This is a genomic window from Streptomyces sp. NPDC029296 (assembly GCF_055569255.1).
Window position 1 is genome coordinate 1 of record NZ_JBVHXT010000060.1, and the last position, 26053, is coordinate 26053.

At 70.0% G+C, this 26053-nt stretch carries 25 protein-coding genes and 4 pseudogenes; 20 read left to right on the plus strand and 9 right to left on the minus strand.

The genetic code is table 11. The features are described from left to right. Positions 1 to 105: 105 nt before the first annotated feature. A pseudogene (locus ACZ4W9_RS36550) lies at positions 106 to 222 on the plus strand (HIT family protein); the annotation flags it as partial. A 481-nt stretch (positions 223 to 703) separates the two neighbouring features. Here the strand turns inward: ACZ4W9_RS36550 and ACZ4W9_RS36555 are convergent. Continuing rightward, positions 704 to 1400 (minus strand): annotated as a pseudogene (locus tag ACZ4W9_RS36555) (IS5 family transposase); the annotation flags it as partial. A 62-nt stretch (positions 1401 to 1462) separates the two neighbouring features. Here ACZ4W9_RS36555 and ACZ4W9_RS36560 point away from each other — a divergent pair. The 7 genes and pseudogenes from ACZ4W9_RS36560 (at position 1463) to ACZ4W9_RS36590 (ending at position 9032) form a co-directional block, all read left to right on the plus strand. Beyond that, positions 1463 to 1836, plus strand: a pseudogene (locus ACZ4W9_RS36560) (hypothetical protein). A gap of 327 nt (positions 1837 to 2163) precedes the next feature. Continuing rightward, entirely contained in the window at positions 2164 to 3324 is a 1161-nt protein-coding gene (locus ACZ4W9_RS36565) for a ParB/RepB/Spo0J family partition protein (RefSeq protein WP_467943177.1), read from the plus strand. Between the two features lie 14 nt (positions 3325 to 3338). Beyond that, positions 3339 to 4187, plus strand: a complete 849-nt coding sequence (locus ACZ4W9_RS36570; protein ID WP_467943180.1) for a ParA family protein — start codon at positions 3339 to 3341, stop codon at positions 4185 to 4187. 1161 nt (positions 4188 to 5348) lie between these two features. Continuing rightward, positions 5349 to 5882 carry a 2'-5' RNA ligase family protein gene (locus ACZ4W9_RS36575; protein ID WP_467943183.1) on the plus strand — a complete coding sequence of 178 codons (534 nt, stop codon included), beginning with the start codon at positions 5349 to 5351 and terminating at the stop codon, positions 5880 to 5882. Between the two features lie 666 nt (positions 5883 to 6548). Further along, complete coding sequence (locus ACZ4W9_RS36580; RefSeq protein ID WP_467943186.1) at positions 6549 to 7487, plus strand: NucA/NucB deoxyribonuclease domain-containing protein; 939 nt, start codon at positions 6549 to 6551, stop codon at positions 7485 to 7487. A 99-nt stretch (positions 7488 to 7586) separates the two neighbouring features. Next, complete coding sequence (locus ACZ4W9_RS36585; RefSeq protein ID WP_467943188.1) at positions 7587 to 8579, plus strand: DUF6924 domain-containing protein; 993 nt, start codon at positions 7587 to 7589, stop codon at positions 8577 to 8579. A 210-nt stretch (positions 8580 to 8789) separates the two neighbouring features. Beyond that, entirely contained in the window at positions 8790 to 9032 is a 243-nt protein-coding gene (locus tag ACZ4W9_RS36590; RefSeq protein ID WP_467943192.1) for a DUF6207 family protein, read from the plus strand. Between the two features lie 3 nt (positions 9033 to 9035). On the opposite strand, the gene ACZ4W9_RS36595 is transcribed toward ACZ4W9_RS36590, so the two are convergent. After that, on the minus strand, positions 9036 to 10022 hold the full coding sequence (locus ACZ4W9_RS36595; RefSeq protein WP_467943194.1) for an ATP-dependent DNA ligase: 987 nt from the start codon (positions 10020 to 10022) through the stop codon (positions 9036 to 9038). An 83-nt stretch (positions 10023 to 10105) separates the two neighbouring features. Then, positions 10106 to 10465: a DUF6233 domain-containing protein gene (locus ACZ4W9_RS36600; RefSeq protein ID WP_467943198.1), complete on the minus strand. Its 360-nt coding sequence runs from the start codon at positions 10463 to 10465 to the stop codon at positions 10106 to 10108. Positions 10466 to 10531: 66 nt separating this feature from the next. On the opposite strand from ACZ4W9_RS36600, the gene ACZ4W9_RS36605 reads away from it, so the two are divergent. Together ACZ4W9_RS36605 and ACZ4W9_RS36610 are read left to right on the plus strand one after the other, a co-directional pair. Beyond that, entirely contained in the window at positions 10532 to 10750 is a 219-nt protein-coding gene (locus tag ACZ4W9_RS36605) for a LexA family protein (protein WP_467943200.1), read from the plus strand. Further along, on the plus strand, positions 10747 to 10947 hold the full coding sequence (locus ACZ4W9_RS36610; RefSeq protein ID WP_467943205.1) for a hypothetical protein: 201 nt from the start codon (positions 10747 to 10749) through the stop codon (positions 10945 to 10947). Before ACZ4W9_RS36605 ends, ACZ4W9_RS36610 begins: the two co-directional genes overlap by 4 nt. Before the next feature lie 21 nt (positions 10948 to 10968). On the opposite strand, the gene ACZ4W9_RS36615 is transcribed toward ACZ4W9_RS36610, so the two are convergent. Then, a complete protein-coding gene (locus tag ACZ4W9_RS36615) occupies positions 10969 to 11223 on the minus strand; it encodes a hypothetical protein (RefSeq protein WP_467943209.1) in 255 nt (84 codons plus the stop codon). A 445-nt stretch (positions 11224 to 11668) separates the two neighbouring features. On the opposite strand from ACZ4W9_RS36615, the gene ACZ4W9_RS36620 reads away from it, so the two are divergent. From ACZ4W9_RS36620 to ACZ4W9_RS36635, 4 genes and pseudogenes are all read left to right on the plus strand, one after another. Further along, positions 11669 to 12409, plus strand: a complete 741-nt coding sequence (locus tag ACZ4W9_RS36620) for an NACHT domain-containing protein (RefSeq protein ID WP_467943212.1) — start codon at positions 11669 to 11671, stop codon at positions 12407 to 12409. Next, entirely contained in the window at positions 12355 to 13821 is a 1467-nt protein-coding gene (locus ACZ4W9_RS36625; protein ID WP_467943215.1) for a hypothetical protein, read from the plus strand. Before ACZ4W9_RS36620 ends, ACZ4W9_RS36625 begins: the two co-directional genes overlap by 55 nt. A gap of 15 nt (positions 13822 to 13836) precedes the next feature. Then, positions 13837 to 14007: a hypothetical protein gene (locus ACZ4W9_RS36630; RefSeq protein WP_467943219.1), complete on the plus strand. Its 171-nt coding sequence runs from the start codon at positions 13837 to 13839 to the stop codon at positions 14005 to 14007. A 371-nt stretch (positions 14008 to 14378) separates the two neighbouring features. Further along, positions 14379 to 15017 (plus strand): annotated as a pseudogene (locus tag ACZ4W9_RS36635) (HNH endonuclease family protein). Between the two features lie 51 nt (positions 15018 to 15068). Here ACZ4W9_RS36635 and ACZ4W9_RS36640 read toward each other — a convergent pair. From ACZ4W9_RS36640 to ACZ4W9_RS36650, 3 genes are all read right to left on the minus strand, one after another. Then, positions 15069 to 15647, minus strand: coding sequence for a hypothetical protein (locus tag ACZ4W9_RS36640; protein WP_467943223.1), 579 nt, complete (start codon positions 15645 to 15647; stop codon positions 15069 to 15071). Positions 15648 to 15733: 86 nt separating this feature from the next. Beyond that, a complete protein-coding gene (locus tag ACZ4W9_RS36645) occupies positions 15734 to 16012 on the minus strand; it encodes a NucA/NucB deoxyribonuclease domain-containing protein (RefSeq protein WP_467943225.1) in 279 nt (92 codons plus the stop codon). Positions 16013 to 16077: 65 nt separating this feature from the next. Then, complete coding sequence (locus ACZ4W9_RS36650) at positions 16078 to 16299, minus strand: hypothetical protein (protein ID WP_467943227.1); 222 nt, start codon at positions 16297 to 16299, stop codon at positions 16078 to 16080. 1254 nt (positions 16300 to 17553) lie between these two features. Here ACZ4W9_RS36650 and ACZ4W9_RS36655 point away from each other — a divergent pair. From ACZ4W9_RS36655 to ku, 3 genes are all read left to right on the plus strand, one after another. Continuing rightward, entirely contained in the window at positions 17554 to 18381 is an 828-nt protein-coding gene (locus tag ACZ4W9_RS36655; protein ID WP_467943230.1) for a helix-turn-helix domain-containing protein, read from the plus strand. A gap of 35 nt (positions 18382 to 18416) precedes the next feature. Continuing rightward, positions 18417 to 18950, plus strand: a complete 534-nt coding sequence (locus ACZ4W9_RS36660) for a hypothetical protein (RefSeq protein WP_467943232.1) — start codon at positions 18417 to 18419, stop codon at positions 18948 to 18950. A 627-nt stretch (positions 18951 to 19577) separates the two neighbouring features. Continuing rightward, positions 19578 to 20483, plus strand: a complete 906-nt coding sequence (gene ku, locus ACZ4W9_RS36665) for a non-homologous end joining protein Ku (protein WP_467943235.1) — start codon at positions 19578 to 19580, stop codon at positions 20481 to 20483. Between the two features lie 50 nt (positions 20484 to 20533). On the opposite strand, the gene ACZ4W9_RS36670 is transcribed toward ku, so the two are convergent. Further along, a complete protein-coding gene (locus tag ACZ4W9_RS36670; RefSeq protein WP_467943239.1) occupies positions 20534 to 20839 on the minus strand; it encodes a hypothetical protein in 306 nt (101 codons plus the stop codon). Positions 20840 to 21121: 282 nt separating this feature from the next. Between ACZ4W9_RS36670 and mobF the strand changes: the two genes are divergently transcribed. Beyond that, positions 21122 to 23092 carry a MobF family relaxase gene (gene mobF, locus ACZ4W9_RS36675; RefSeq protein WP_467943243.1) on the plus strand — a complete coding sequence of 657 codons (1971 nt, stop codon included), beginning with the start codon at positions 21122 to 21124 and terminating at the stop codon, positions 23090 to 23092. Positions 23093 to 23451: 359 nt separating this feature from the next. Here mobF and ACZ4W9_RS36680 read toward each other — a convergent pair whose 3' ends face one another. Beyond that, positions 23452 to 23892, minus strand: coding sequence for a hypothetical protein (locus ACZ4W9_RS36680; protein WP_467943245.1), 441 nt, complete (start codon positions 23890 to 23892; stop codon positions 23452 to 23454). Positions 23893 to 24581: 689 nt separating this feature from the next. Here ACZ4W9_RS36680 and ACZ4W9_RS36685 point away from each other — a divergent pair. Together ACZ4W9_RS36685 and ACZ4W9_RS36690 are read left to right on the plus strand one after the other, a co-directional pair. Next, on the plus strand, positions 24582 to 25295 hold the full coding sequence (locus tag ACZ4W9_RS36685; protein WP_467943247.1) for a hypothetical protein: 714 nt from the start codon (positions 24582 to 24584) through the stop codon (positions 25293 to 25295). Then, positions 25196 to 25978 (plus strand): hypothetical protein, encoded by a 783-nt coding sequence (locus ACZ4W9_RS36690; protein WP_467943250.1) that lies wholly within the window; start codon positions 25196 to 25198, stop codon positions 25976 to 25978. Before ACZ4W9_RS36685 ends, ACZ4W9_RS36690 begins: the two co-directional genes overlap by 100 nt. Positions 25979 to 26053 lie beyond the last annotated feature (75 nt).

The window sequence follows — 26053 nt, forward strand, 5'->3', positions numbered from 1 at the left end:
CACCGAAGCCCCCTTGCGTCCGTAATCGAACCGGCAGCAAAGCTACACGCGCGTCTCGGCAACCGACTTGACGGCTTGGGGGCGTGAGGCGTCTACCTCACCAGCTGCGGCCCCGACGCCACCCAGACCGTCTTCCACCTCCACGGCCACCTCGTCCCACGCCGCGTCGGCGACAACCTCGCGCTGCCGTGGACTCGCTCCATCATGCGCGGCGCCTTCTAACGGCACCCGCACCCGGGCCACGGCTGCGACTACGAGTGGGATGAGGCGTGGCGGATGGTGTGGGCGTCGGTCACCGAGCCCGGCGCTGCGCCGATCATTGCCATGCGGCACCCGGCCGCCCCAAAGGCTGCCGTCGGCATCCCCAACTCCGATGAAGGCGCACCTGCAACCTGAGTGGCCTGATCCTCACGAGCTGCAAACAACGGCCCGCACTCCCGCGTCCACCGCAGCGGGGGAGTGCGGGCCGGTTGGCGTTTGGATGCAGGGAGTGCCCTCTTTACGGCGTAAAGAAGCCGCCGCACCAGACGGCTCGAGTGTGAACCCTGGCGGTCGATCTCACGGGAGTGGTCGACTCGCGGGTGCGCTTCGCCCAACCTGACTCGAGGCGTGCCTTGCCTTCGCTGGGGCGGTTGAGTAGGTGACGTGCACGGCATGCGCCCGATCTTTACGGCGTAAAGAAGCCGCCGCACCAGGCGGCTTGGGCGTGAACCCTGACGGTCGATCTCACGGGAGTGGTCGACTCGCGCTTGCCGAGTCCGGAGCCGTGCGCAACACCGCGGCGGGCGATCATCGGTTTGACGCCGCGTTACGACAGCAGACGGCGATACTTGCCGAAGCCGTAGCCGCAGTCGGCGTACAGACGCCGCGGCCTGGTGCGGGGCGACCTGGCAGTCCCCGGATCGGTGGCACTGCGTCCAGCAAGGGCAGGAGCTGGGTGACGTCGTGACGGTTCCCGCCGGTGAGCGTGACGGCGAGCGGGGCGCCATGGCGATCGACGATCAGATGGTGCTTGGAGCCGGGACGGGCTCGGTCGACCGGTGACGGGCCGACATGGGCCCCCCTTTGAGAGCCCGGACGTGCGATCCGTCTACGGCACAGTCGTCCAGTTCCAGCAGGTCGGCGCGGCGCATTTCGGTCAGCAGTGCGACGTGAAGGCGGGGCCGGACGCCGGCCTCGGTCCAGTCCCGCAGACGCTAGGCGGTTACCCCAGAGCAGCCCACGACTTCGCTTGGTACGTCTCGCCAGGACACGCCCTTGCGCAGGACGTAGACGATGCCGGCCAGGGCGACCCGGTCCGGCACCGGGAGCCGTCCAGGATGGTGGTACCGCCGCGGGCGCACCGGCAGTAGCGGGGCTATCCGATCCCAGGGATCATCAGGGACGAAGTTCAGGGTCACGAGGCCGAAGCTGGCCAGAGAACCTGGTTGAGCACGCCGAGGCGGATCGACATACTCCCCGGGTGAACAACGCAGGGAGCGAGACCAATGAGCAGGGCTGGAATGGACCCTGGCCGGGTACGCACAGATCGGTTCGAGGGCGTCCTTCCTGCCCGGCGCCGGTGAGGATCTGGATGCCGTCTGCAACGTCGACGTAGAGGTACGGCTGGAGGCAGACGGTTCCCGCTGGAGTGCGACCGTGTTCACGCTCGCCGAGGTCGAACGCCTGATGAAGGGGTGGTCCCAGACAGGCGAGGAGCTGGGCGGCCGTTACTTCTGGTGCTCTGACGGGCTAGTAGTTCGGGGCCCCGGCGTCGACAACATGACCCGGGTACTTGCCGACCTGCTCAACGCCGGTGACCTCACGCAGATACTTCAGCGAATCGACGACGAGTGACCGTCCCAATCTCAATCTGAAACGATCAGTGAGTAGCCGACGTGCACGGCATGCGCCCGTTCTTTACGGCGTAAAGAAGTGGCGGCTCCAGGCGGCTTGGGTGTGGCCCCTGGCGGTCGACCTCACGGGAGTGGTTGACTCGCGGATGCACCCCGCCCAATCCGACTCGAGGCGTGCCTTGCTTGCGCTGGGGCGGTTGAGTAGCCGACGTTCACGGCATGCGCCCGCTCTTTACGGCGTAAAGAGCGGGGCCTGAGGTGGATGACGGCGAGCGCTCGCTAAGCTCCAGCCGTAGAACGTCACGAGTACCACCCCCAGGAGAAGTGAATGGCCGGCGCGCAGAACGAGCTGTCCGTAGCAGAGCGGCGCAGGCTGCGGGAGGAAGAACGCCGACGGGCGGCCGGGGTCGGACAGGCGGCGCCTGCCGGGCCCGAGGTGGCCATCAGCGAACTCGCGAACAACCCCCGCAACGCGCGTGAAGAGCTCGAAGGTCTTGAAGGTCTCGCGCACACCTACAACGAGAGCGGTGTCCTCCAGTCGCTCGCCGTCATCCCGGCCGACGTCTTCAAGGCGGCCTTTCCGGAGAACGCGCACGAGGTCGGCGACGCACGGTATGTGGTCATCGGAGGTAACCGGCGCCTGGCGGCAGCACGCCTCGCGGGCCTGAAGCAGCTGCCGATCCTCGTCAATCAGAAGGCGACGACCCGCAAGGCCATCCTGATTGCGGCGGCCACCGAGAACGTTGCCCGTCAAGAGCTGAAGCCGTTCGAGGAACTGGCGACGATCGAAGAGCTCAAGGCTGAACTCGGCACCTATGATGCTGTGGCCCAGGCGCTCGGGAAGTCCGCAGGCTGGGTCTCGCAGCGGCGTCGGCTGCACAACCTCCAGCCGGAGGTTCGCAAGGCCCTTGAGGAGCGCGCCGAAGGCATGACGATCGAGCTGGCCCGCGACCTTGGCAAGATCAAGGACCCGGAGCAGCAGTTGGCCGCCTGGAAGAAGGAGAAGGCTCTGGCGACGGCCCGAGCCGCGGAGCCCGGGAGCGGCAAGGCCGCGGCGGGGAAGCCCAAGGCCGCGAAGAAGCTACCCAAGCAGAGCGGCGACTCGACAGGCAATGAGCCGGACGCGGCGACGAAGGAACGCCGGGATGCGTGCGCGGCCGCCGTCGCAGCCTTTGAGGGTGATGCCTCCCGGCTGCATATTATTGCTCTGCAACTGCCGACCGAGCCTGACGAAGCCGTTGCGCTTGCTTCTCAGTGGCTGGGTGAAGCCGGCATAGGAGCTTCCGCCCTCAGTCTCCCCTCCCTCACCGGAGACGAGGGACACGAGCGTCAGACCAGGGCCGCCCTAGCTCTATCGCTCGCTCATTGCGAGATCCACCTGTCCAACGCCGGCCCGGACGACCCCGAACACGCTCGCGCCTACTTGGACTGGCTGGCGACGCATGCCGACTATGAGGCACCCGACGCGGCCCACGCCCTCACCGCATAACACCAGGACCCTCAGTGACTACAGATATGCACACCATCCCCGAAGACGCCGGACTCAAGACGCGAGTGCTGGTGGCCACCAACGGTTCGGCAGGCTCCGGCAAGTCGACGTTCTCCGGCGCTGTCGCCTACGCCGCGGCTAAGCACGAGAAGAAGGTCTGCGTCATCGGCCTCGACAAGCAGCGCGACGTCTCCCGGCTGCTGGGGTACGACGATCCAGACGCTGATCCGAACCTCCCCACGCTCTACGACGTCATCGACAAGCTGTTCACCCTCGCTGAGGCAGTCGTACCCGCTCGGAACAGCAAGACGAAGCAGGTCATCCCGAACCTGTGGGTCGTGCTCGAATCCAAGAAGCTCGACACGCTGGAGTTCAAGCTCGCCGGCGAGACCGCACGGGAGCTGTGGCTGCACCGGATCCTCGGAGAGCTGCGCGGCCGCTTCGACCTGATCATCATCGACTGCCCCGGAGACGTGAAGCTCGCCACCGTCGGGGCACTCATCGCCGGGGACGAAGTCGTCGGCTGCACCAAGTCTCAGGAGAAGGAAGCCCGGGGGCTCACCGAGCTGGAAGACAAGATCGCTGACCTGGCGGCCGTCTACGGGCACATCGGAATGCCCACAGGGGTCGACTGGGTGGTGATCACCGAGGGGGTCAAGCACAGTTCGCAGGGCAAGGTCTACAAGGACATGGAGGACCAGCTCCGCGAGGCGTACGAGGACATCGTGCTGGAGACGGTACGGGCCGACGTACGGGTCCCGGAGGCGTACACCGCTGCTCAGCCGGTGACCCTCTACAACCCCTCTACCGTGGCTGCCGAGGCGTACACGAAGATCGGCCGCCAGATGGAGCTGTACCGCTAAATCTTTACGGCGTAAACCTCGCTCTGATCATGATCGCTGCCCCGGGATGACCGGGGGAGCGGTCGCTCGCGTCCAACTGTCTCGCATGCCGAGCGGGTGCCCGGCTAAGAGGCATGGTCGTCTCGTACTCTGCCGCTGCGGCTCGGTAACGTCCCTGCTGGGTAACACGTTGGCCTCACGTGCAAGGGGCAGCGCATCAGGTTGCTGCATGGATTGCGGCGTTCTCGATCCTCAGCACCGTCGAGAAGCCCGCAAGTCGTCCACTTCCGCAGCTCGGCCCCGAACAGCTTTCACCGGGACGGTGGCTGCGGGCGTGGTCTGTGCGCGCTGAGGCTCACCGAGGGCGCGGAGGTGTCCAAGCGTCAGCTGCTGTTTGGCGAGGGCCGGCGCCCGGACGCGGACCGGATCGAGCGTGGCGTCCTGGACGACGGCGTCGGCGCGGCCACGGCCCGCCGACTGACCGTGCTGGGTAGCCGATCGCGGAGGTCGAGGTTGGCGGCCAGACTCCGGTGCTCGGCATGGACTTCACCTTCCGGCCGCAGGCGTAGCTGGTCGTGCTGTGGACGTTGGGTGACGCCACCCCGGTGTCGCTCCGGTGGTGGATCAGCCCCGCTCAAGGCATATCGTCACGGGAGGCCAGCCGATACGAGCGCGCCCGGGTCGCCGGCTTTGCCGTGCAGAACACGATCCGCGACGCCCGCATTCGATCCGTCACCACCACCGCCACCGAAGCGAGGACCTCGGCCGTCTCTGCACCCGTCGATCACCGCGACCGCGAGGGCGAGACGGCGTCCGCTCCCCACGCCGTCGACCATCCAGGCCGGGAGGCCCACATCATCCGATGGCCTCCACCTATTGGTTCTTCTCCGCCACCCCGTGGCGTTCACTCCCTGGGGGAGTCACAGACCATCCCCGCGCCCGCAGGGATGGTCCCTGGCCGTTGTATGTGCGGTTGCGGTGTGGCCGGGCGGGGTGCCGTCGCCGTTCGGCGTTGTATCGGCGATGTCGACGGCCCCCTCCATGTCGCCTGCGGTCGGCGGTTCAGCGCGGCGCTCCTGCGTCTTGCGGCGGAAACCCTCATAGAGGGGACTGGCTGCCCCGAACCTATCGACCCGCCGAGTCACGGACCCGCCGTGGCAAAGTCGCGGGTAGGCTGCGGCGGTGCGCACGGTCGAGCTCTTGTTGGATGAGGCGGCAGAGCTGGCGGTTCGGCAGGCCTGGCGGCAGCTGGCGGAGGCGGGGTTACCCAGTCAGGCGCGTCATCGTTCACCGACCAACAGCCCGCACCTCACCCTGGCCGCTTGCCCGGAGCTGACTGCCCCGATCCGCTGGGAGCTCGCCGAGGTGGCCGCCTCCCTGCCGCTACCGGTGCGGTTCACTGGTGTGGTCCGTTTCGAGCGGCCCACTTCGGTGCTTGCCTGGGCGCTGGACCTCGACTCCGCGCTGGCCGGCTTGCATCGCCGACTGTGGGAGGCGGTGGTCTCGGACAGCCCGCCCGGGACCCTCAACCCCTTCCATGAACCTGGGCGCTGGAGCCCGCACATCACCCTCGGGCGGTCCCGGCGGGCCGGTGCATTCGCCGGCCGGCGGGTCTGCGAACTGCTGCCGACGCCCCCGCTGTCGGTCCGGCTCGTCACCCTGCGCAGCTACGACACCGAGACCGGTGCCCTGGAGGTGCTGGAGCCCCACCCCTGAGCAACCCGGTCGGCCCTCCGGGGCTGGCCCGGAGCTTGGCGATGACCGGAGCTGAACCGATGCCGACCGGGGAGGGACCCACCAGGGTGGGGGTTGCCGGAGGCTTCGCTGGGGCGGTCGGCACTGGCGTGCGAGATACCTGTGGCCGGCCCGTAGACGGCTGCCTACATGGTGGGCGCGGTCGGAAATACGGAGGCAGGGTCAGCGGTGCCTCCGACGGTGGTCGACGAACAGCACCTCCACCGCCGCGTGTACACCAACCGGTCAGGTCTCCCGGGCTGCGCGCACCAAAGTGAAGCCCACGTGGTTGAGCCGGCCTGTGGCTGCCGCCTCGACCGCCTCGATGCCGCACTACGCGAGGCGCTACTCGCTTCGTATCGGTAAGGAGGGAGAGGTGACCTGACGGGAGCAATTTCAAATCATTCGCTGGTATCGGCGTGTCCGTCTGCAGTGAAGTGTTTCGCGTCAACTGCCCCTTATTCGTTGGTCGCTGGAGGCGGCGGAGCCCTAAGGTGGCGGTGCCTGCCGCGGCAGCGGTCTGCAACACGGCGCGGCCGTGCATAGCGGCGGGGAAGGGGGACAGTTTCTTTGAACAGGACAACAAAGCGGCTGTTAGCGGGGGCCTTCGCGGGCTGTGTACTGGCCGGGGGCGTGGTGGGCGAGGCCGTGGCCGAGCCCGCACCGGTAAAGCAGACTCTGCGCGTCACCGAGCTGGGGCCCGTCAAGACCGTCCGGATCGAGGCCTCCGGGGCGAGTTGCCGGATCGGCTACATCACCATCACCCGCACCAGCATGTGCCTCGACGTCGCCGCCCGCGTGGACCTGCTCCGCAACGGCCGGCCCGTCGGCTCCGCCGACTTCGAGATCAAGCACTCCATGGGCCTGAAGTCGAGCAAGCTCAAGTGGGGCGAGAGCTTCACCCTCGGCAAGGCCACGCTCGTCAACGCCTCCGGCATCAAAGTCAACGTGACCGTCGGTGCCGGCAAAGCGGTGAAGACCAGCGTCAAGTTCCCCCAGGGATCCACTCTGGGCCCCGTCCGCAAAGGCACCGTCAGCTACACGGCCACGGTGAAGAAGAAAAAGACGCTGACCGCCCCGGCGTCCTACCGCTTCACCTTCACCAAGCCCGGCTACACGGGCGGCGACATCAGCTACAAGTCCGCGAAGTTCCGCTGCGACGACACCTTCTGGGCGCGCAACAACCGCCAGCGCGTGAAGAACCCGGGCTGCGTTTTCCCCGGCTACGCCCCCACCTTCAGCCTCTCGCGCACCGACGCGAAGGTGAAGGAGTCCGCCCGGCACATCGCCGACGCGCAGCGGGCCATCACCGGGCACCCCGGCGCCTCCACACCGCTGCACCGCATCACCGACAAGACGACCATCGACAAGCACCGCACCGCCATGTGCGGCCGCATCAGCGCACCCCAGGGCAAGGACTGCGACGAGTACCCGTTCGCGGCCACCAAGGAAGGCGGAAACCCCCGCCACGGCAGCATCCGCGTCATCTCCGCCAGCGACAACCGCACCGCCGGCGCCCGCCTGGGCGGCTTCTACAAGAGCCAGCGAGTCCTGAACGGCGACGCCTACTATGTGGGCATCAAGTAGGACTGCCGTAGCTCACCGATGAACCGGGTGCCGCCCCCGCCACCAGGGGCGGCACCCAGCGCCGTACACAGGGGAAGACGAGACGGAGTTGAACACGGCGTGACCACCGAAACCCAGGACCTCTACGTCCAAGACCACGAGCTCCTCATCGACCCCGTGGCCGAAGGCGTCATGGAGTTCCCCGAACACTCCACCCTCACCAACGGCCTCATCGGCTTCCACAAAGACTTCGGCACCCTCCTGACCGGCTGCGAACGCGGCTACGCCCGCGTCACCGTCGAGACCCACACCAAGCAGCCGCCGCTGGACACAGACGGCTGGGACGACGTCCTGGACCTCTCCGCCGACCTCCCCCGGGGCCGCGCCTTCGTCGCCAGCTACGACACGGCACTCACCACCAACCTCGCCTTCGACGGCCCCGGCACCTACCGGATCCGCATCCACGCCCGGGGCCGCGCCGATGTGAAAGACGCCGCCCTGCCCCGCAAGCCCCGCCCTTCCAAGGCCACCCCGCCGGCAGAGACCTACCTCGTACAGGTGTGGAAAGCCCCCACAGCCCCCGAGCAGACCCACAAGAGCAGCTCCCACACCACCCTGCCCGCAGCCGACTACACCGGCCCCCGCACCTCGCCCTACCAGCCAGCCGCCGACGCCCCCGAAATCCACGGTGAGGACGGCGGGATCGTCCTCGTCCGCACCTGCTTCACCGACCCCCAGGCCTGGCACCGCCTGGTGGACTTCATCGACCACGGTGGCGAGGACGACGGTGCCATCGACGTCACCCCCATCGACAACCCCGACTACGACGGACTGACCGAAGACCAGCTACGCACCCTGATCGGCCGTGACGATGACGACTGGCCCCATCACAGCGTCCTGCTCGTCGCCGACCAACAGGCCCTCGCCTCACCCGACCTGCCCCTCCTCGCCGTGGACAACCCGCCCGGTGAACCCGCACCCTCCTTCCGCATCCCGCGGCAGCACCTGGAAAGCTTCGTGATCAACATCGATCTGGGGAACACCGACTTCCGCGAGTGGTCCCGCGATGCGGGCGACGACGGCGTCTACCGCCAACCCGCCGAAGACGCATAGACGGCAAACGGCGGCAGGACGCATCCCCCCGGCCCTGCCGGAAGCAAGATGCCGGGGGAGGGCGCAGCGCGACGGACGTTGCGCGCAAAAGGGCAGGGTCGTAGGCCGGAGAGGTGTTGCAGTCGGCGGCGTAGGGGGTGATGCCACTCAACCGGGTGAACAACCCAGGCCCGGATACACCGGGTACCATCCGCGAGCGTCGACCAGAGCATGAAGCCGATCAGGGACGAACACGTCACGGAACCAGGGCTCGTCGTCGTAGACGTCGCGGCCGTAGACGACGCCACCGCTTTCGCCTTCCAGAAGGCGCTCGCCGGACGCTGGGCGACGGCGACAGACGACCGGACCACCAGGACACCCGGCGAGCAGGGTGTCCGGCTGCGCTGCTACCTCGACCTGCGCCAAGAGCTTCCCGCCGCGGCGGCCCCGCCTACGGAGCCGACCGTGGCGTAGGGCTCACGGCGAGGCGTCGTCCTCGCCGAACAGCGGCACCTGCGTCACGTCGACGTCCGTGCGGATGCGGTGCGGCCGGACGGGGTGCCGCCACCGCCCAGCACTGTCCCGGGCGACATCGACAGCCACCTCCAGCACCACCTCGGGCTCCACCAGCACCGCGTCGAGCGTGCTCTGCGTCCCCCAGCCCGCCGAGAACGTCCACCCCTGCCACGGGTGCGTACCCATCGGCAGGGCCAGCCTGTCGGCCAGGGCGCGGCCGACGGCCTGGGAGAGAGTGGTGCTGCGCCCGGTGTACCGAAGGCGGCCCGCTGTGTCGTAGCGGCCCAGCAACACGGTGCGGGGTGCCGTGAGGGAGCCGGTGACGGCACCGATGACGGCCTCGGTCGTGATCCGCACCTTGTACTTCCGCCACGACCGTGTCGGACGGTACGGCTCATCGAGCCGTTTGAAGCACAGTCCCTCCAGCCCGGCCGCCGTCCACTCCAGCCACTCCCTCGCTACGGCAGGGTCGGTGGTAGACGGGCACAGCGTCAGCGGTGCCTCCAGGCGGTGGCCGGCGAACAGCGCCTCCAGCGCCGCGCGCCGCCGCTCGTACGGCCAGCTGGTCAGGTCGGTGTCGCCTTGGTGCACCAGGTCGAAGGCGACGTAGTGCGCCAGCCACTGGCGCGCCGCCTCAAGGGCCCCGGTCCCGCGCCGGGCGAGGCGCTGCTGAAGCCGCTCGAACGCAAGCCGGCCGGACTCCCACACCACCAGCTCGCCGTCCAGGCCGGTGTCCGCGGGCAACCGGGCGAGGGCCGCCTCCCGGATCTCGGGGAACGAGCCGGTCATGTCGGTTCCCTGCCTCGAGCGCAGCAGTACCCGGCCGTTCGTGTGCACGGCGAGCTGGGCTCGGAAGCCGTCCCACTTCGGCTCGGCGGCCCACCCGGCGGGCAGAACTGGGCTGTCCACGGCCACGGTCAGCATCGGCTCGGGCAAGGACCAGGTCATGGGTGATGCCTTCCCCGTCGGCCGCCAGGAGCACGGTGCGCACCAGCCCGGTCACCTGCCAGTCGGCCGGGTCGAGGCCGTGCCTATTCGAGGAGGCCGAGGGCGGTGTCGGGCCGGCAGTGGTCGCAGGCCGGGACGTGCTGGAGCAGGGCGTCGCGTGCCTGCTGCCGGGTGGCGGGGCGGCACCGGCCGCTCCTGGCGGCCACCCAGCAGTCACCGGTGTGCACGGCGTCGACGTTGGAGCGGTTCAGGCCGTACTGGATCAGCCACTGCGCTGGCTCCGGCTGACGCTCCTGGCCCCGGCGCCGCTCGGTCTGGCGCTGTTCCTCCTCGGCGATCCACCGGTCGATGAGGGCCAGCTGCCGTGCCGCCTGCTGCTCGACGACGCGCCGGGTAAAGCGCAGCGCGTCCAGACGCGAGAGCGGCTGCTCACCACCGCTCACCTGCTCCTCCCAAGCCTGTCGGGTCTCCGCTTGCCCATAAATTCGAACAAGTGCTCTAGTTGGATTATGCACCGAGTCGACCACCTCACCGACACCCAGGAGCGCATCCTGCGCTGTATCCGCCGGCACATCGCTGACCACGGTGAAGCGCCGACGGTGCGGCAGATCGGGGATGCGGTCGGCATGCGCAGCCGGGCCTCGGTGCACTACCAGCTGGTCGAGCTGGAGGCGAAGTGTGCGATCGTTCGCGAGCCGGGCCGCACCCGTGGGATCCGCCTCGCATGAGCGGCCCCGGCCGCTACCACCTGCTGCTCACCGTGGACGGCCGGCCGGTGCGGCACGGCTGGTGGCGCCGGGAGGTGACGGCGCGGGACAAGTTCCGGCGCTGGATCCGCGAGCGCGGCGGCAGACCGGGCACTCGCATCGTCCTCCTCGATGAGGAGACCGATGCTGTACTGGCCGACTGGCCCGACCGGCAATAGCCCCGGCACCGGGCGTGCGGGTCACTCGCCGGCGGCGTCGTCCTCGGGCTCCGGGTGCCGAACAGCCTTCTTCACAGCTTGCTCCAGCTCGTACCGGCTCGTCTGGCTGGTGGAGGCGTGTTCGGTGACGGCCGCCTGGAAGGCGGCGGAGGCCTCGCGCCACCGGCGCAGCTGGGCGGCATAGTCGTCACCGGTGAGGCCGGCGAGCCGGGCCCGCTCCTGCTCGGCGGAGCGCTCCAGGCTGATCAGCTCGTCGGGGATCTCATGCACGGTCATGGATCGTAAGCGACACCGGTACTGCGTCGGCGGTTGCCTCACCGGCTGATCGGGTCTAGCAGCGGCTGGAGAGCGGCGTCCCCCCTGGCCGGCGCCCGCCCCGGCCCGTACCGCCGAACTGGATCAGGAGGCACTGTGAGCTGCGAGGGGGGAAGGGAGGACACCAGCGGTGTGGTGGGCGTCCCGCGCCCGCAGCGCGCGAGAACCGATGGTCAGGTGTGCTCGTCCGGCTTCCCTCTGTCACCGGCGAGCGGCGTGCGGCATTCTCGTGCCCATGCGATCCGAGGGCTCAGGAGAGGCAGGCGACGCCAGCAGGCGTAGACGCCGCCGGGCGTGGGTTGTGGTCGCGGGGGTTGTCGCGGCTGTCGGGCTCACGCTCGCGAAATGGGTTCGAGTGGGTGGTGGGGCGGACGCCGAACAGGTACTGGGAGCCATCGGGACTAGCGTGGGACTGGTCGTCGGTGTGGCGTCGCTGTACATGTCGTGGCTCGGCTACCGGGCAGACCGGCGGGAGCACGCTGATGGTCTCGACCTGGCAGCCACGGCCGACGAACTGGCACGGGCGGTGGGTGCCCAGTGGCAGGCGGAGGCGAGTTTGCGTCGCCTTGATGACCCGTACCCGCTGCCGGCTCCCTGGCGACCCGCCTGCGCCAGTCTGGTGGACCCCTGGCACCTGCTCGTCCGAACGGCCAGCGGCGCCGTCGCCGACCGGACCAGGCTGCCACCCGCGTGGGCTCATGGCCCCGAGGGCTTGGCCGGCAGCGACGCCGAGGTCGTCGAGGTCTTCACCGACCGCGTACCGGGCAGGCGCCTGCTGATCCTCGGCGAACCGGGCGCGGGCAAGACGATGTTGCTCCTGCGCCTCCTGCTGGGCCTGATCCGGACACGGCAGCCGGGCACACCCGTCCCGGTCATCTTCCCCCTGGCCTCCTGGGACCCTGACCATCAGGAACTCAGCGCATGGCTGGCCGATCGCCTCGCCACCGACTACCCGGGCCTGGCCGGACCGGCCCCGCCCTGGCCACCAACGGCCAAAGCCGACCCACATCACGGGCCCGCGCGCTGCTGGACCAACACCTGGTCATTCCCCTGCTCGACGGAATCGACGAACTGCCTCCGCGCACCCGCCCAGTGGCCCTGGACGCCGTCAACCGTGCCCTGCCTCCCGGCACCCCACTCGTCCTGACCAGCCGCACCGACGAGTACCGGGCCGCCGTCAGTGGGCCCGCCGGCGCTGGCGTTCCCGTACGCCTCACCGCGGCAGCCGGCATCGAACTCGAATCCGTGGACCCCGGCGAGGCCGCCGCCTACCTGCGCCGCGACGCCGGCGGCGACGGCACCTCGTCCGCCGAGCGCTGGCAGCCCGTGCTCCATCTCCTGCCCACCGGCACCCCTGTCGGCCGGGCCCTTGCTACACCCCTGACGCTGTTCCTGGCCCGGACGGTCTACAACCCGCGCCCCGGCGAACGCCCCACGACGCTTCCCGACCCGGCGGAGCTGTGCGACACCACCCGCTTCCCCACCGCCGCCGCTGTCCGTGACCGGCTCTTCGACGGCTTCCTCCCCGCCGTCTACCGCCCGCTGCCCGGTCACCACCCGCGGTGGACGAGCCGTCAGGCCCGCCGAGCGCTCACCTTCCTGGCCCGGCACCTGGAGGACGGCCTGCATGGCAGCACGGACTTCGCCTGGTGGCAGCTGCGGCTGACGGTGCCCGAAGCCACCCGACGGCTGCTGACGGGTGCGGCCCTCGGCACGGCGATGACCGCGCTGGCGCTGCTGGGCACCGGCCTCGTCATCCTCGCATCCCTCACCGTGGACCCCGAGGGTGACGTGTTGCTGATATTCGACTGGCCGCCTTTCCCGCTCCTCCTCAAGGGCGCGTTCCCCAGCTGGGCTCCGCGTTGGGAATACGCCGAGGTGTGCGCCGCCTACCTACCCGTCGGGTGGCTCCTCAGCCAGCTTTTCCGACTCCGGCAACGAGACATCCCCGCAGTACAGGGCCGTTGGTCCTGGAACCGCAACTCCCTTTTGCTGGGGCTGGGGAGCGGCCTACTCGTGGGGATGGTGCTCAACGTGCTCCTCGACCGGGTGGCCGGCGTCGGCTGGGGTGCCGCAGCGGGACTCGTCTCCTGGCTGATCACTACATGGAGCGCATCACCAGCAGACCTGACCTCAGTGCCGAGTCCCCGGCAACTGCTCCGACAGGACCACAAAGCCTTCTGGACCTTCGTGCGCACCGGCGCCCTCCTCGGACTCCTGACCGGGCTCCTCCTAGGGGTCCTCCTCGGCATCCTGAACTGGGACCTGTGGGAATTGGATCTCACCGATCAACTGGTTCACAACACCATCTTCTGCTGCTGCATCGGGCTGTGGAGCGGGCTCGTGCTCGGCCTGGCCGCAGCTATCCACCGCACCGCCACGGGGGAATTCGCCCTGACCCGCCTGTACCTGGCTGTCCGCAACCGCGACACCCTGCCACGCCACCTGATGGCCTTCCTGGCGGACGCCCACCAGGTGCGGGGCGTCCTAAGACAGGCCGGACCCATCTACCAGTTCCGTCACGTCGACCTGCAACGACATCTAGCCCGGCGGAGCTGAGGTCTCACAATCCCGATGCGCAGCCTGCTCCTGATGCACCAGCTGGTCGAGTTGGAGACGAAGTCCGCGATCGTCCGCGAGCCGGGACGCACCCGGGTGATCCGCCTTCCATCAGCGGCCCCGGCCGCTACCGCCTGCTGCTCACGACGCACGGCCGACCTGGCCGCCTGGCCTGACCAGCGGTAGCTGCGGCGGCCATTGAGGTCACTCGCTGGCCGCGCCGACGTCCGGCACCCGGAGCCGGACGACGCACGTCGCCGGTTCCCCGCACCAGCCGATCGAGGGCCGCTCCTTCAGGCGATCAGTCGGTTGTCGGCCTGGACCGATATCCGACTGGGCTGCTCAGCAAAGCGGCCGACATCCACGCCTGCGCGGAACCGGACCCGCCCGAAGCACCCGCAGGCCGTCTCCCGTATCCCCTGGCCGGGTAAAGGCGATGGTTTCCCGGGCGCGTCGCACGGAGCCGTTGCTACGAAGAGCACGACCAGTGATCTTCGAAGGGACCTTGTCGTGCGCTCCGCCCGGCCCCCCCCCCTCTCGCCGCCGCACTCGCGGCCCTGCTCCTGCCCACAACCGCGCACTCCGCCCCGGCCGCCGGCATCACCGGGCGCGCCCCGGGCCGGACCGTCACCTTCCCGGTAGGCGATGCCCTGGCCGCTCTGCCCGTCCTCGCCGAGGACCGCACCGGGTAGGAGCGCACCAAGTTCAAGCACTGGGTCGACGCGGACAAGGACGGCTGCACCACCCGGGCCGAGGTGCTGAAGGCCGAGGCCGTGATCGCGCCCGAGCAGGGTGCGCGCTGCGCGCTGAGTGGGGGTGAGTGGTACAGCCCGTACGACGACCGCTACCTCCAGGGCCCGCGCGGCCTGGACATCGACCACCTGGTCCCGCTCGCCGAGGCCTGGGACTCCGGCGCATCCGCCTGGTCGCCGGCGGAACGGGAAGCCTACGCCAACGACCTGGGCGACGCGCGGGCGTTGATCGCGGTGTCGGCCGCGTCGAACCGGTCGAAGGCGGACCAGGACCCGGCGACGTGACTGCCGCCGGCCGCCGGCTACCGCTGCCAGTACGTCACCGACTGGGTCGCCGACAAGACGCGCTGGGGCCTGAGCATCGACACCGTCGAGGAGGCCGCCCTCTCACAGATCCTGAGCCACTGCCCCAACGCGCCGGTCATCGTCACCCTCGCCAGGTAGGGCCGGGTCGTTGCGGCCCAAGGCACCAGCTCAGCCTGGATAGTGATGTGGTCACTCCTGCACCGGCAGGTCGGTGGTGTAGTCCGCGAGGAAGCCGGACAGGTTCGCGGCGTACTCGGCGCGCGCTTGGAGGTCATCCTCGCCGATCGTGGGGTGGACGGGTGGTGTGGCCGGTGCGGGCCAGAGCTGGATCAGGTGCCGTTCACCGTGGTCGCCGATGCCGGGTTCGGGATCGTCAGCGTGGCAGTACAGACGCATCCGGATCCAGCGGTCCGGGCCGGGAGTGGGGTGCAGATGCAGGGGCGGTTCCTCCTGCGGCCATGCGTCCGTGACATCGCCGGGGTCGACCGTGGCGAGGTGCACACGGTCGGTCCCGGCCAGCAGGCTGATCTCTTCCGCGGGTTCCCAGGCGCTGTCCGTCTCGGGGCCGGGCCGGCTGTCGTGGATCTGCAGGGTGAGCTGCAGGGGTCCGGTGTCGGTGGTGGTCAGGACGATGGCGCTGGCGGCGCCGGCGGGTCCGCAGCGCCAGCCGTAGGGCATCTCGTCGGGGTAGTCGTCGTGTTCGGTGAACCCGATGAGGTATCCGCTCTCGCCGAGGTCGACGGTGAACTCCGCTTCGTGGACCAGCATGAACAAGCTCCCGTTCAGCCGAGGTGCTCCTCCCCGAGGCGGCCGGGAAGGAGCACCTGTGGTCTAGCACAAGGTGGTGCGGCGGTTCAGACGATCACGAAGAAGGGGTCGTGGTCCATGACGTGGTACGCGCGGCGCCAGGTGGTGATGGTCCCGCCCTGGCTGTCGTTCTCCGCCTTCCTCACCCACGTGATGGTGCGCTCCTTGGCCGGCAGGTGGGTGCCGCCCTCGTAGGTGGAGGCGAAGGGGTACTCGTCGCAGGAGGTGCGGCCCGCGCGCTTCATGTCGGCCGGCGGGTTCTTCGGACACACGGCGACCCGGTTCTTGTCTCCATCCGCTTCAGGAAGACCAGCGTCCCGGGCCACCCGATCAGCGCGTACCGGCCGAGCGAGGCGGCTTTCTGCCCGGCCCGTATGCCAGCAGCAGTTCCTCAAGGAGTTCGCGGGGCTGCTCTACGAACCTCTGGGCGCCCGATGTGCCCCTCGTGTTCCTCGCAGCGCACTGCGTTCACGGCGACGACCACGGCGATGACCAGGAACTCCCCGTCCGGCCAGTGCCGCTCACCGGGCGCGGCCAGGGCCCACGGGAGGCTGAGGCGTTCCGCTCCCGCCAGGATGTCCTTGGCGTCGAGCGCTGGATCCGGTTCCTCCACCAGAGTCTCTTGCTGGGCGGGGAAGAAGCCGGCTGCTGGAGGCGGGCAAGGAGCATGCGCCGGGGGCGGCACGCCCACGCTGGCCGGTGGCCGTGGTGTCGGCAATGCGCAGCAGGTGGCTGGTGACGTCGCGGACTGCGACGTGCCGGCCGTCCTCGAAGCGCTGCTCCAACCCGTGCTGTGCTCCTCTCGGAGACCCGGGCCGGGCCCAGGGGGCCGCCCCGGCCCTCGGGTTTTTGTTGACACCTGAGTCATGGCCGGTACCGGTGGCTGTTCCGGTTCCGGCGGCGGAGGGACTGGCGGGGCTCCGCTGACACGTCTTCTACCTTGAGGGACAGAAAAAACTCCGCCCGCTTTGTGGCCGGGCCGCGGACACGCTGCAGCTCAGCCTTTTTGTTGACACGCTTGTGGATCTCCGAAGGGGCGGACGCGGGCGCGCGGCGGGTGCACGGAGGGGTGACGAAGTCTGCGCGAGCGCACTACGATTCGCGAATTTATAGCATATGTCCTTTTTTGCTGACTCCTTTTGATCACTTGTTACCGCTTACGTGCGCAGCCCCTCGGTGTGACTGTCCACGGGATGGCGGGCACAGACGCCCGTGGTCGTCACTTTCCGACATCGAAGCGCTGCTGGACGTAGTAGCGTCCTCCTCCCGGCATCTTCTGCCGGACACCAAAGACCCCGGCGCCGATTGGTTGGTAGCCCGTGCGCCGGGGTCTTGTCGCTCTCAACGCCCGCCCAGAAGAAGGGAGATCCCGATGCCTCTGCGCCGACGCCGAACCCGTTTCCCCGCGGCTGCAATTGCACCCGCCCGGAAATCGAGTCGTGACCGTATCATCCCGCAGCGGTACTCGCCTCAAACCCCGGTCTGGCATGTCAAGGCTGTCACGCTCCGCGGGAGCCTTCCCGTCGCCGCGATCGGCCTCCCGCTGCTCGCGTTCCCCGACGCCTTGCCGCCGCATCGACTGCCCGCCGCTGCCCTCTTCCTGACGGCCGCTCACGGGTCTGTGCTGGTCCGTCGCTGGATCTGGCGCCGCTGACCTGATCACCGGCAGGGGCGCGAGTTCACGCTCGCCCCCCTGCCGGCCCCCAGCTCCGTCCGGCCGTCCGCGGCCGGACGGCCGGTACAGATACCCGTCCAGCACCCCTGAAGAGGTGTCCCCTTGTCCACCCGTTCCAGCAACCAGACGGTTTACGGCATCCCGCGGCCCACTCGCCCCGCATCACCGGCCGACCCCGCTCTCGCCACCCGTATGACCGAAGTCGTCCGCGACCTCGCCGAGGACTGCATCACGGTCTCCGGGACCCTGTTGCTCAGCGCCGACGGTGCGGCCACGCCGAACACCGAACTCCTCCAGGACCTCGTCACCCTCCGAGGCCTGGTCGACGAAGCGATCGGGGCCGTCGTCGTCCGCCAGCGTGCCCAGGGCAAGTCGCTCGCCGACCTCGCACCGATCGCCGGACTCACCGTGGACCGGCTGCGCAAGAAGTACAACCCGCACTCCGTCGACCGTGCCCTGGCCACACGCGGGCGGCCCAAGGCGGCCCATGCCCCCGGCAGCACCGCAGCCACCGACGTCCCGGACCTGCGCGGGGCAGGCCGGCGCCTGCTCTGCGCCCTCGAACGGATGAAGGACGAATCCAGCCGCAGCCAGCGGCAGATCGCCAAACTGATGGGGGTCGACGAGTCCTACGTCTCCCGTTTGTTCTCCGGGCAGCGCCCCCTTTCCTGGACGCACGTCAAGGCCATCTGCGAGGCGTGCGGAACCGACCCGGAGCTGATGAAGCCGCTGTGGGAAGTAGCCGCCAACGTCCAGCCCTCAGAAAACGAGGACCCCGTCCGCTACCTGCACACCTACCTGCGGGGCCTGCACTACGCGGCCGGCTCGCCGGCCCCCGGGGCCACCACCCGGCACTGCATCAGCGCCGACGACCTCCACCGGGCCCTGCACGGCCCCGGCGTCCCCGACTGGCCGGTGATCCACCGGCTCGCCCTCGCCCTGCAGAGCCTGCCCAACATCGCCAGGCTCCTGTGGCGCCGCGCGCAGCGGGCCGCCGAAGAAGACACCACCTCCAGCTGATCTCTGCGCATCGTCCACACAAGGGGGGAAGGACCATGAAGCCCACGCCGCCCGCCGCGGCCGTACTCACCACCACCTTCTACGCCTTCTACGACCTGCACCGCCCGGCCTACCACGCCTATGCCGCAGCCCGCCTCCCACACGAGGAAGCCCAGCTCAGCGTCACCCAGCTCTTCGACCTCATCGCCAGCAACTGGACCTGGGTCATGACCAGGAAATGCCCCTCGGCCTGGGCCTGGGAAGAACACACCCGGGCCGTCGCCCGCCGCTGCGGCCGCACCCCCTCTCCGGCCGAGGACACCGCACTCCTCCACGACGACCTCCGTATGAGCATCGACCGCATCGCCACTGTCACCGGCACCGACCCCGCCCAAGTCACCGCCCTCCTGGCCGCCGCCCGCCGTACCCGTCAAACCCGCCAACAGGCCAGCCCCAGAACCACACAGTGCCGCCGGCAGTCCCTGCGGCCCGCCCGAACCAAGGGGTGCGACCAGCCGGACGACACCGCCCCTACCAGCCGCCCGAAGGCCGCCTCATCGAACAGCCGCCTGGACAGACCATCCGCATGAGCAATCCCCTGCCGGCCTCGACCGCCCAGGAGGTGCTGCCCTGGTACGCGGGCCCGATGGCCGAGCTGGACGCCGTCATCGACGCACCCACGGGCCCCGCGGGCGGCCTCTACGACAACACTCTGTCAGCGAGGGCCGCGGGGACGTGCTCGTGTACGTCCCGGCCACCGAGCCCGTGCCAGACCTCGGACGCGTCCACGGCACCGAGCTCCCGCCCGCCGAGCTCCCGCCCGCGGCGGTCACCGTGCACCCGGGGTCCCACGACACCATCGACGTCACCCACGGCGAGCCGGGCAGATGGGTCGCCGGCCACGCCCTCGCCGTGGCCGGGCCGGGCCGGTGCGCGAGACCCACATCGTGGGCCCACGCGACACCCCGGCCGCCGAGGAGTGGCGCATCGAGATCGGTTGGCCGGTGCTCCGGGTCGCCGGTGCCGGCCCCCGCCCGGTCTGAGTCCCACCCCTGAGCAGCGGCTGCGGCTTCCTGCGCCGGCATGCCCCGGCCCGGGACATGCCGGGAGGTGTGAGCAACGCGCAGCGCGCCGCCGACGCCCCGGCGAACGCACATGCGGGGTTCCGGGCGGGTACATAGCCTGGTGGTGCTCGGGGTGAGTGGGAGAGGTGTGCCATGCCCCGCACGATCTGGTCCGGTGCGATCACTTTCGGCCTGGTCACGGTGCCGATCAACGTGGTCGGCGCGTCGGAGGACCACAGCATCCACTTCCACCAGTACCACCTGCCCGACCAGGGCCGGGTCCGCTACCGCAAGGTGTGCGAGCTCGAGGACCGCGAGGTCCCCCAGGACGAGATCGGCAAGGGCTACGAGCTGACGAAGACGCAGGTCGTCCCCATCACGGACGAGGACCTGAGCAATCTGCCCTTGCCGACGGCGAAGGCCATCGAGATCGACGCGTTCGTGCCGCTGGAGTCGGTCGACCCGATCCGGATCGCCGAGGGCTACTACCTCCAGCCCTCCGGCCAGGTCGCGGCCAAACCGTACAAGCTGCTGGTCAAAGCCCTCTCCCGCTCGGCGAAGGTGGCCGTCGCGAAGTACGCCTGGTCCGGCCGCGAACGTCTCGGGCTGCTGCGGGTCCGCGACGACGTCCTGGTCCTGCACGCCATGCGCTGGCCCGACGAGATCCGCGACCCCACCGAGCTCCTGCCCCCGCCCACCGAGGTCTCCGAGGACGAGATCACCGGCGCGCTCGCCCTCATGGACACCATGACCATCGACCGGCTGGAAGGCCCCGAGTTCACCGACCGCTACACCGAGGCGATCGCCCAGATCATCGAGGCGAAGCGGGAGGACAAGCCGCTCCCCGCGGTGGAGGAGCCGGAGCGGCCGGCCCAGGTGCTGGATCTGATGGCCGCTCTGCAGGAGTCGGTGTCCAAGGCGAAGGCATCCCGCGGCGACGCCGGTCCGGCCGAGGTGCACGAGCTACCACAGCCGAAGAAGAAGACGGCCGCGAAGAAGCGGCCGGCCAAGCAGACCGGGGCGAAGAAGACGGCGGGCCGCCGGCCGCGCAGCGCCTGAGCCCGGCGACGCGGTCCACGACATCGGGGACCGACACCTCACAGCCTTGCTCACGGCTGGTTGAGGATGTTGTGGCCGCCGATGCGCCGCCAGACGATGTGCTTCTCGCCAGGGCGGTGCTCGGGTCCGTACTCCCATGTGGCGCGTCCTGCGGGGCCGGTGCCCATGGACCAGGTGAGCGTGTAGATGCCGTGCGCCTGCCGGGCGCGCTTGACGCGCAGGCCGGGACGGAAGCGGCCTGTGCGGAGGTCGGGGACGAAGGCGTCCCGGACGACGTGGTGGAAGCGCCGGCGCTGGGCGGGAGTGAGGTGCTGGAGGTCGGTGGTGAAGCGGGGGAGGGTCTCGAAGGTGGGCACGGTGGTCTCCTCCGGGCAGCACGACGAAGCCCCCGGCGGGTGCCGGGGGCTGGTGTAGGCGGTGCTCGTTCCTTGGCGTGGGGTGATGCTCAGTGGCGCTTGTCGGTGTTGTCCGGGTCGTGGTGTGAGGGCTGCCGGAGAGCGATGACATTGGCGTCCGGCCCGGGGCCGCGTCCCGCCCGGCGGGACGCGGCAAAGAAAGTTCGGCCACTGCTCCCGCCTGGCGGGACGTACCGCTGATCGGTCTTTCCTTGCAGGTCAGAGCCGTGTGGCGTGGTCTGCATGACAGTGGATATCAGGGTGATCCGGGCCGGTCAGATGTACCGCTACTACCTCCGCGAGACCGTGGTCGGTGACGGCCGCCGCCCGGCGCGCACGCCGCTGCGCGTCGCCCAGGAACAGGCCGGTGTCCAGGCCGGGCGCTGGATGGGCCGGGGACTTGCCGTGCTCGGACTCGCGCCGGGGGAGGAGGTCATCGAGGCGCAGCTGCGGAACCTGTTCGGCGAGCGCGGCCGCCACCCGTACGCGGACCGGATCGAGGCCGAGCGGCTCGCCAAGGGCGACTCCCCGAAGAAGGCGTTCAAGGCCGGCGCCCTCGGACGCCGGGTGACGGTCACGGGTGTCGACTTCGTGTTCCGGCCGCAGCCGACGATCTACCTCCTGTGGGCGCTGGGGGACGAGGAGACCCGTCTGGTGATCGAGGCCGCGCACGAGTACGCGATCGAGCGGGTGCTGGAGTGGATCGAGGACGAGGTCACGGTGATCCGGTACGGCAAGAACGGCATCTACCGGGTCCGGCCGCCCGGCGGTCTGGTCGCCGCCCGCTTCCGCCACTACGAGGCGCGCTCCGGGCGGCCCCTGCTCCATGATCATCTGTTGCTGTCCGTGAAGGGGCAGCGCCTGGACGGGAAGTGGGGCTCGGTCCACACCACGGCCCTGCACGAGAACACCGTGGCCGCGTCCGCGCTCTACAACGAGATCGTGGCCGCGGAGGTCTGCGAGGCGCTGGGGCTGGCGACCGAGCCGCGCACCGTCACGCCGGGGCGCCGGCCGGTGATGGAGATTGCTGGGGTGCCGCATGAGCTGATCCGCTGGACTGCCCGGCGCAGCGATCAGATCGCCGCATGTCTGGCAGAGCTGGAGCACGAGTACGTCACCGCCGTCGACGACGAGGGCGAGCCGCTGTTCCTGCCCGTGGTCTCGGAGCGGGCCCGCGCCAAGCTCAACGCGGTGGCTGCCCGGAAGACCCGCCCGCCCAAGCGGAAGACCCAGCCTCTCGCGCAGCTGCGCGTCTGGTGGAAGGTGAGCGCGATCCTCACCTCCAAGGTCGCCGCCGACGTCATCACCTCCCTCCTCGAGCACGCCCGCGCCGCGGCCGCCGCGATCCGGGCCCGGGTCGCCGCCGTGGTCGACGTCGCCCTTGCGGCCGTCGACGTCACCGCGACCGTGTTCGTGATGAACGAGGGCGGCCGCTTCCACCGCCGGCACCTGCTCGCCGAAGCCCGCCGCCACCTCGCCCTCGTCCTGCGCGGCCGCCGCCGCGACCCCGGCCTGGACGAGGAGATCGTGGCCGCCGCCATCTCCACCCACTGCCTGGACATCAGCGAGCCGAAGACCGTACGCGGCCTGGAGGCCGGCTACCGCCTCTATACCGCCCGGTGGTCCCTGTCCGACCTCCCCGCCCGCCGCCGGCCAGCCACCCCCGCGCCCGACCCGGACCGGCAACCCCCGGCCGATCCCGGCGAGCCGCCCGCGCACCGGCCCCTGGGACAGGATGCGGGGGAGTGGGAGATCCCCCGCGTCCCGCTCCAGTACGAGCGTGCCGTCCTCGCTGGCGCGGTGGTGCGCGAGAAGCTGCGCGCCGCCACCGCCACCGCCGTGCGGGGCCGGGCGTACGACGTCGTTGCCCACCAGCAGGCGGCGATGCCCGAGCAGCTGCTCGCGCCCCCGGCTGCCGAAGCCGAGCACGACGACCAGGAGCCGGAGCCCGGCCGCCGGGAGGCGATCGACATGACGGCGCTGCGGGCCCTGCGGAAATCCCGCACGGATGTGGAAGCCCTCGATCTCACGGCCGACCGACTGCGCCGCCTCCAGGAGGTGGCCACCAAGATGGCCGACGACTCCCGCGTCCGCGCGGACCGCCACACCGCACAGGCCGATGCCGACGTAGTGCGCCCGGTGCGCCCGGACGAACAGCAGGCGCACCGCCCACAGCAACCCGGACCGCACCACGGCCGGGAGGCCGGCCACTGAGTGGACCCGATGGCGCGCACCGGGTGCGGTGGTGCGCACAGACGACACCCCGCGTCCACTCCACCGAGTGGAGTCCACCGTCCGGGAGTGGACGCCACCGAGTGGAGCCCACCGAGTGGAAGTGGACGCCATCTACGAGAGTGGGGCCACGCCTCCACCTGGTGCGTTTCTCCTTGACCTCAGCTCAGGTCAAGGAGAAACACACCGCCTCCACCCGGGTCCACTCCACCGCACCGTCTCCACCCGGTGCGCGCACCGCCCACCGAGTGGAGGCCACCGGATGGACCGTGGTGCGCACCGGATGGACGCGCCACCGCACCGGTGTGCTCCCATCCGGTGCGGTGGTGCGGTTGGTGCGGTCAGCGGTGCGCACCGGGTGCGGAGTGCGCCAGTGCCAGGTGTTCGTCGCGCATCGCTTCCAGGGTGGCGTGGGTGTCTCCGTGGTCGTCGGGGTCGGGGATGACGTTCTCGATGAAGCGGATGATGCTGCGGGCGATGCCGGGCACCGCCGTGGTGGCGGAGTCGCGCGCCCAGTCCCGCAGCGCGGACAGCAGCACGCACCCGACCTCGTCCAGCACGAAGGAGTCCGCGTATAGGTCGGCGGCCTCTCCGTCCACGGCCGTGACGGGCCAGATGATGTCCTCGGCGAGCCGCAGCAGGATGAACGCCAGCTCCGGGGTCGCCTCCACCCGACCAGCGGCGTAGGTACCGCCGCCCGTCTGCAGCGCCAGGAGGTAGTCGAAGCCCTGCTCCACCTGTTCGGGCGTCAGCGGCGTACGGGTCGGGATCAGGTACGGCATGAACCTCTCCTCACGATGACCGCCGTGCGACTCACGGCGTCGTCCCAGCAGGGTCGGCCCGCCAGCCTGTGGACAGAGGTCAGAGATTTCTCCCCCCGAGCCGAAACCGGCGAATCGGGTCTGCAAGGGCCAAACCGGGCCCCCTTGCCAGGGCGGTCGGGCCGACCACGAACCCGCCCGCACCCCCTTGTCCACCTCTGCTACCGCCCCGACCACGGCCGCGTTTCACCTTGACCACGCCCGCTACCGGCGGCCGTCAGACCGCGGACAAGGGGGTCTTATGCACGCTGCTTCCTCGATCACCGCCCACCAAGGGTGGTTCGAAGCGAAGGAGCCACCGCGATGACCCCGCACCGACCCCCGGCAGGCGCCCGCCGTGCCCGTCCCGACCACGGGCCCGACCAGCACCGGGCAAGCCGCCCTGGCCTCCTGTGGTGCGCACTCGGGAGGCCACTGTGGAACTCACTTTGGTGCCCGGCACCGAGCAGGACGGAAAAGCCGCAGGTCACCACGCAGATACGGCCGCCCGCCGCGTTGTCACAACCCTCTTCTCTCCTCCTGAACTTGAATGGATTGTCCGTGGTGGAGGAGATCATCGGGTCCGGGGGCCGGGTGCCCTTGGCGGCCGGGCGCGGCCGGCGCCCGGCAGGTGGCCGCGCGCGACAGACGACGGGGAGGGAGTGCAGCTGATGGCGGTCAAGCGTGAGGAGAACCCGGCGGGGTCGTCGAACAACCTGCGCGGTGACGTGCTGCGCGTGCTCGGGGTGCTGAAGGTCGCGACGGCCGAACAGATCCAGCAGATCGCGGCCCCGCACCTGAGTTACCGGCACACCGACAAGCCGACCCCGTCGAAGCGGAAGCAGGCCCGCACCGCTTCGCACACCGGGGCGCTGTCCGATCTGCGCAAGCACGGCCTGGCGGAGAACGGCGGGCAGCTCCCGGGCGGGGACAGGCTGCGCAACCTCACCCCGATGGGCCTGAAGGCCGCGGCTCGCGAGTTGGGGCGGCCGCTGGGGGAGATGGGCGACCCGGCCCGCGGCGCCGGGCGTACGGGCGCCTTACACCCGATGGCGGTCAACGAGGCCGTGCTCGCCCTGCTGCGCCCGAAGCCGGACCTCGCCCAGCTCGCCAGCGAGCCGGCCGACGTCCGCGCCGCCGCGCAGGCCGCCTTCGACGCGCCCGCCGGGTTGGGCACCATCGCCTCCTACGCGACCGAGGTGGCGCTGCCCGCGACGGGCACCTGGTCAACCCGGGCAAGGGCGGCGCCCAGGCGGACATCGTCATCACCGCGCCCGAGGACGGGGTGCCACTGCTGTTCGTGGAGATCGACAACTGCTTCGAGTCCGCGCAGGTCCTCGCCGCGAAGATCGACAAGTACATGCGGTTTGGCCAGCGCAAGGTGAAGGACGTCGACGGCAAGGAGCGGCCGATGTGGCGCACCCGCTGGTGGGCGCCCGACGGCCGCCACGCCGACCAGCCGCACCCACCACTGCTGCTCGTCTTCAACCGGATCGGCCCGCGCAACCCCAACACCGTCATCGCGCAGCTGGCCAAGCTCACCGAGCGGCACTGGAAGGGCACCTGGTACGAGGGCGGCTTCCACATGTACGACGGCAAGCTCCCCATCGTGGCCACCGGCATGAAGCAGCTCAAGGAGCACGGCCCGGCCGGAGCGGTCTTCAGGCGCTTCGGCCGACCGCACAACCAGACGCTTCTCGAGGCGATCGGCAATCCGCGCCGTGAAGCCCACGACGCGCGGCAGCAGGCCGAGTACGCCGCCCGCCAGCGGGAGCACCAGGACGAGCTGCGCCGCATCGCCGCGCAGCACAAGGTCGAGCGGGAGGCCCGCCGTCCGGTGTGTGCCAGCTGCGGCGTCCGGTTCACCGACGAGCGGTGGAAGGCCATCGAGCCCGCCGGGTGGGGCACCGCGCGCGATACCCACCCGCACCTGTGCGACGACTGCAAGCAGCGCGCCATCACCACCGAGCGTCAAGCCGAGCAGGCCGGGCCCGAGCACCAAGGACACGACCAGGCCGTGCCCGAGCAGAAGGCCGGCGGCACCTGGCTCTCCCGCTTCCGTACCTGACCGTCCAGCACCCGGCGCGCACGTCATGCTCCTCCTCCATCATCACGTCCCGACCTGCTGGGGGCCGTAAAGGCT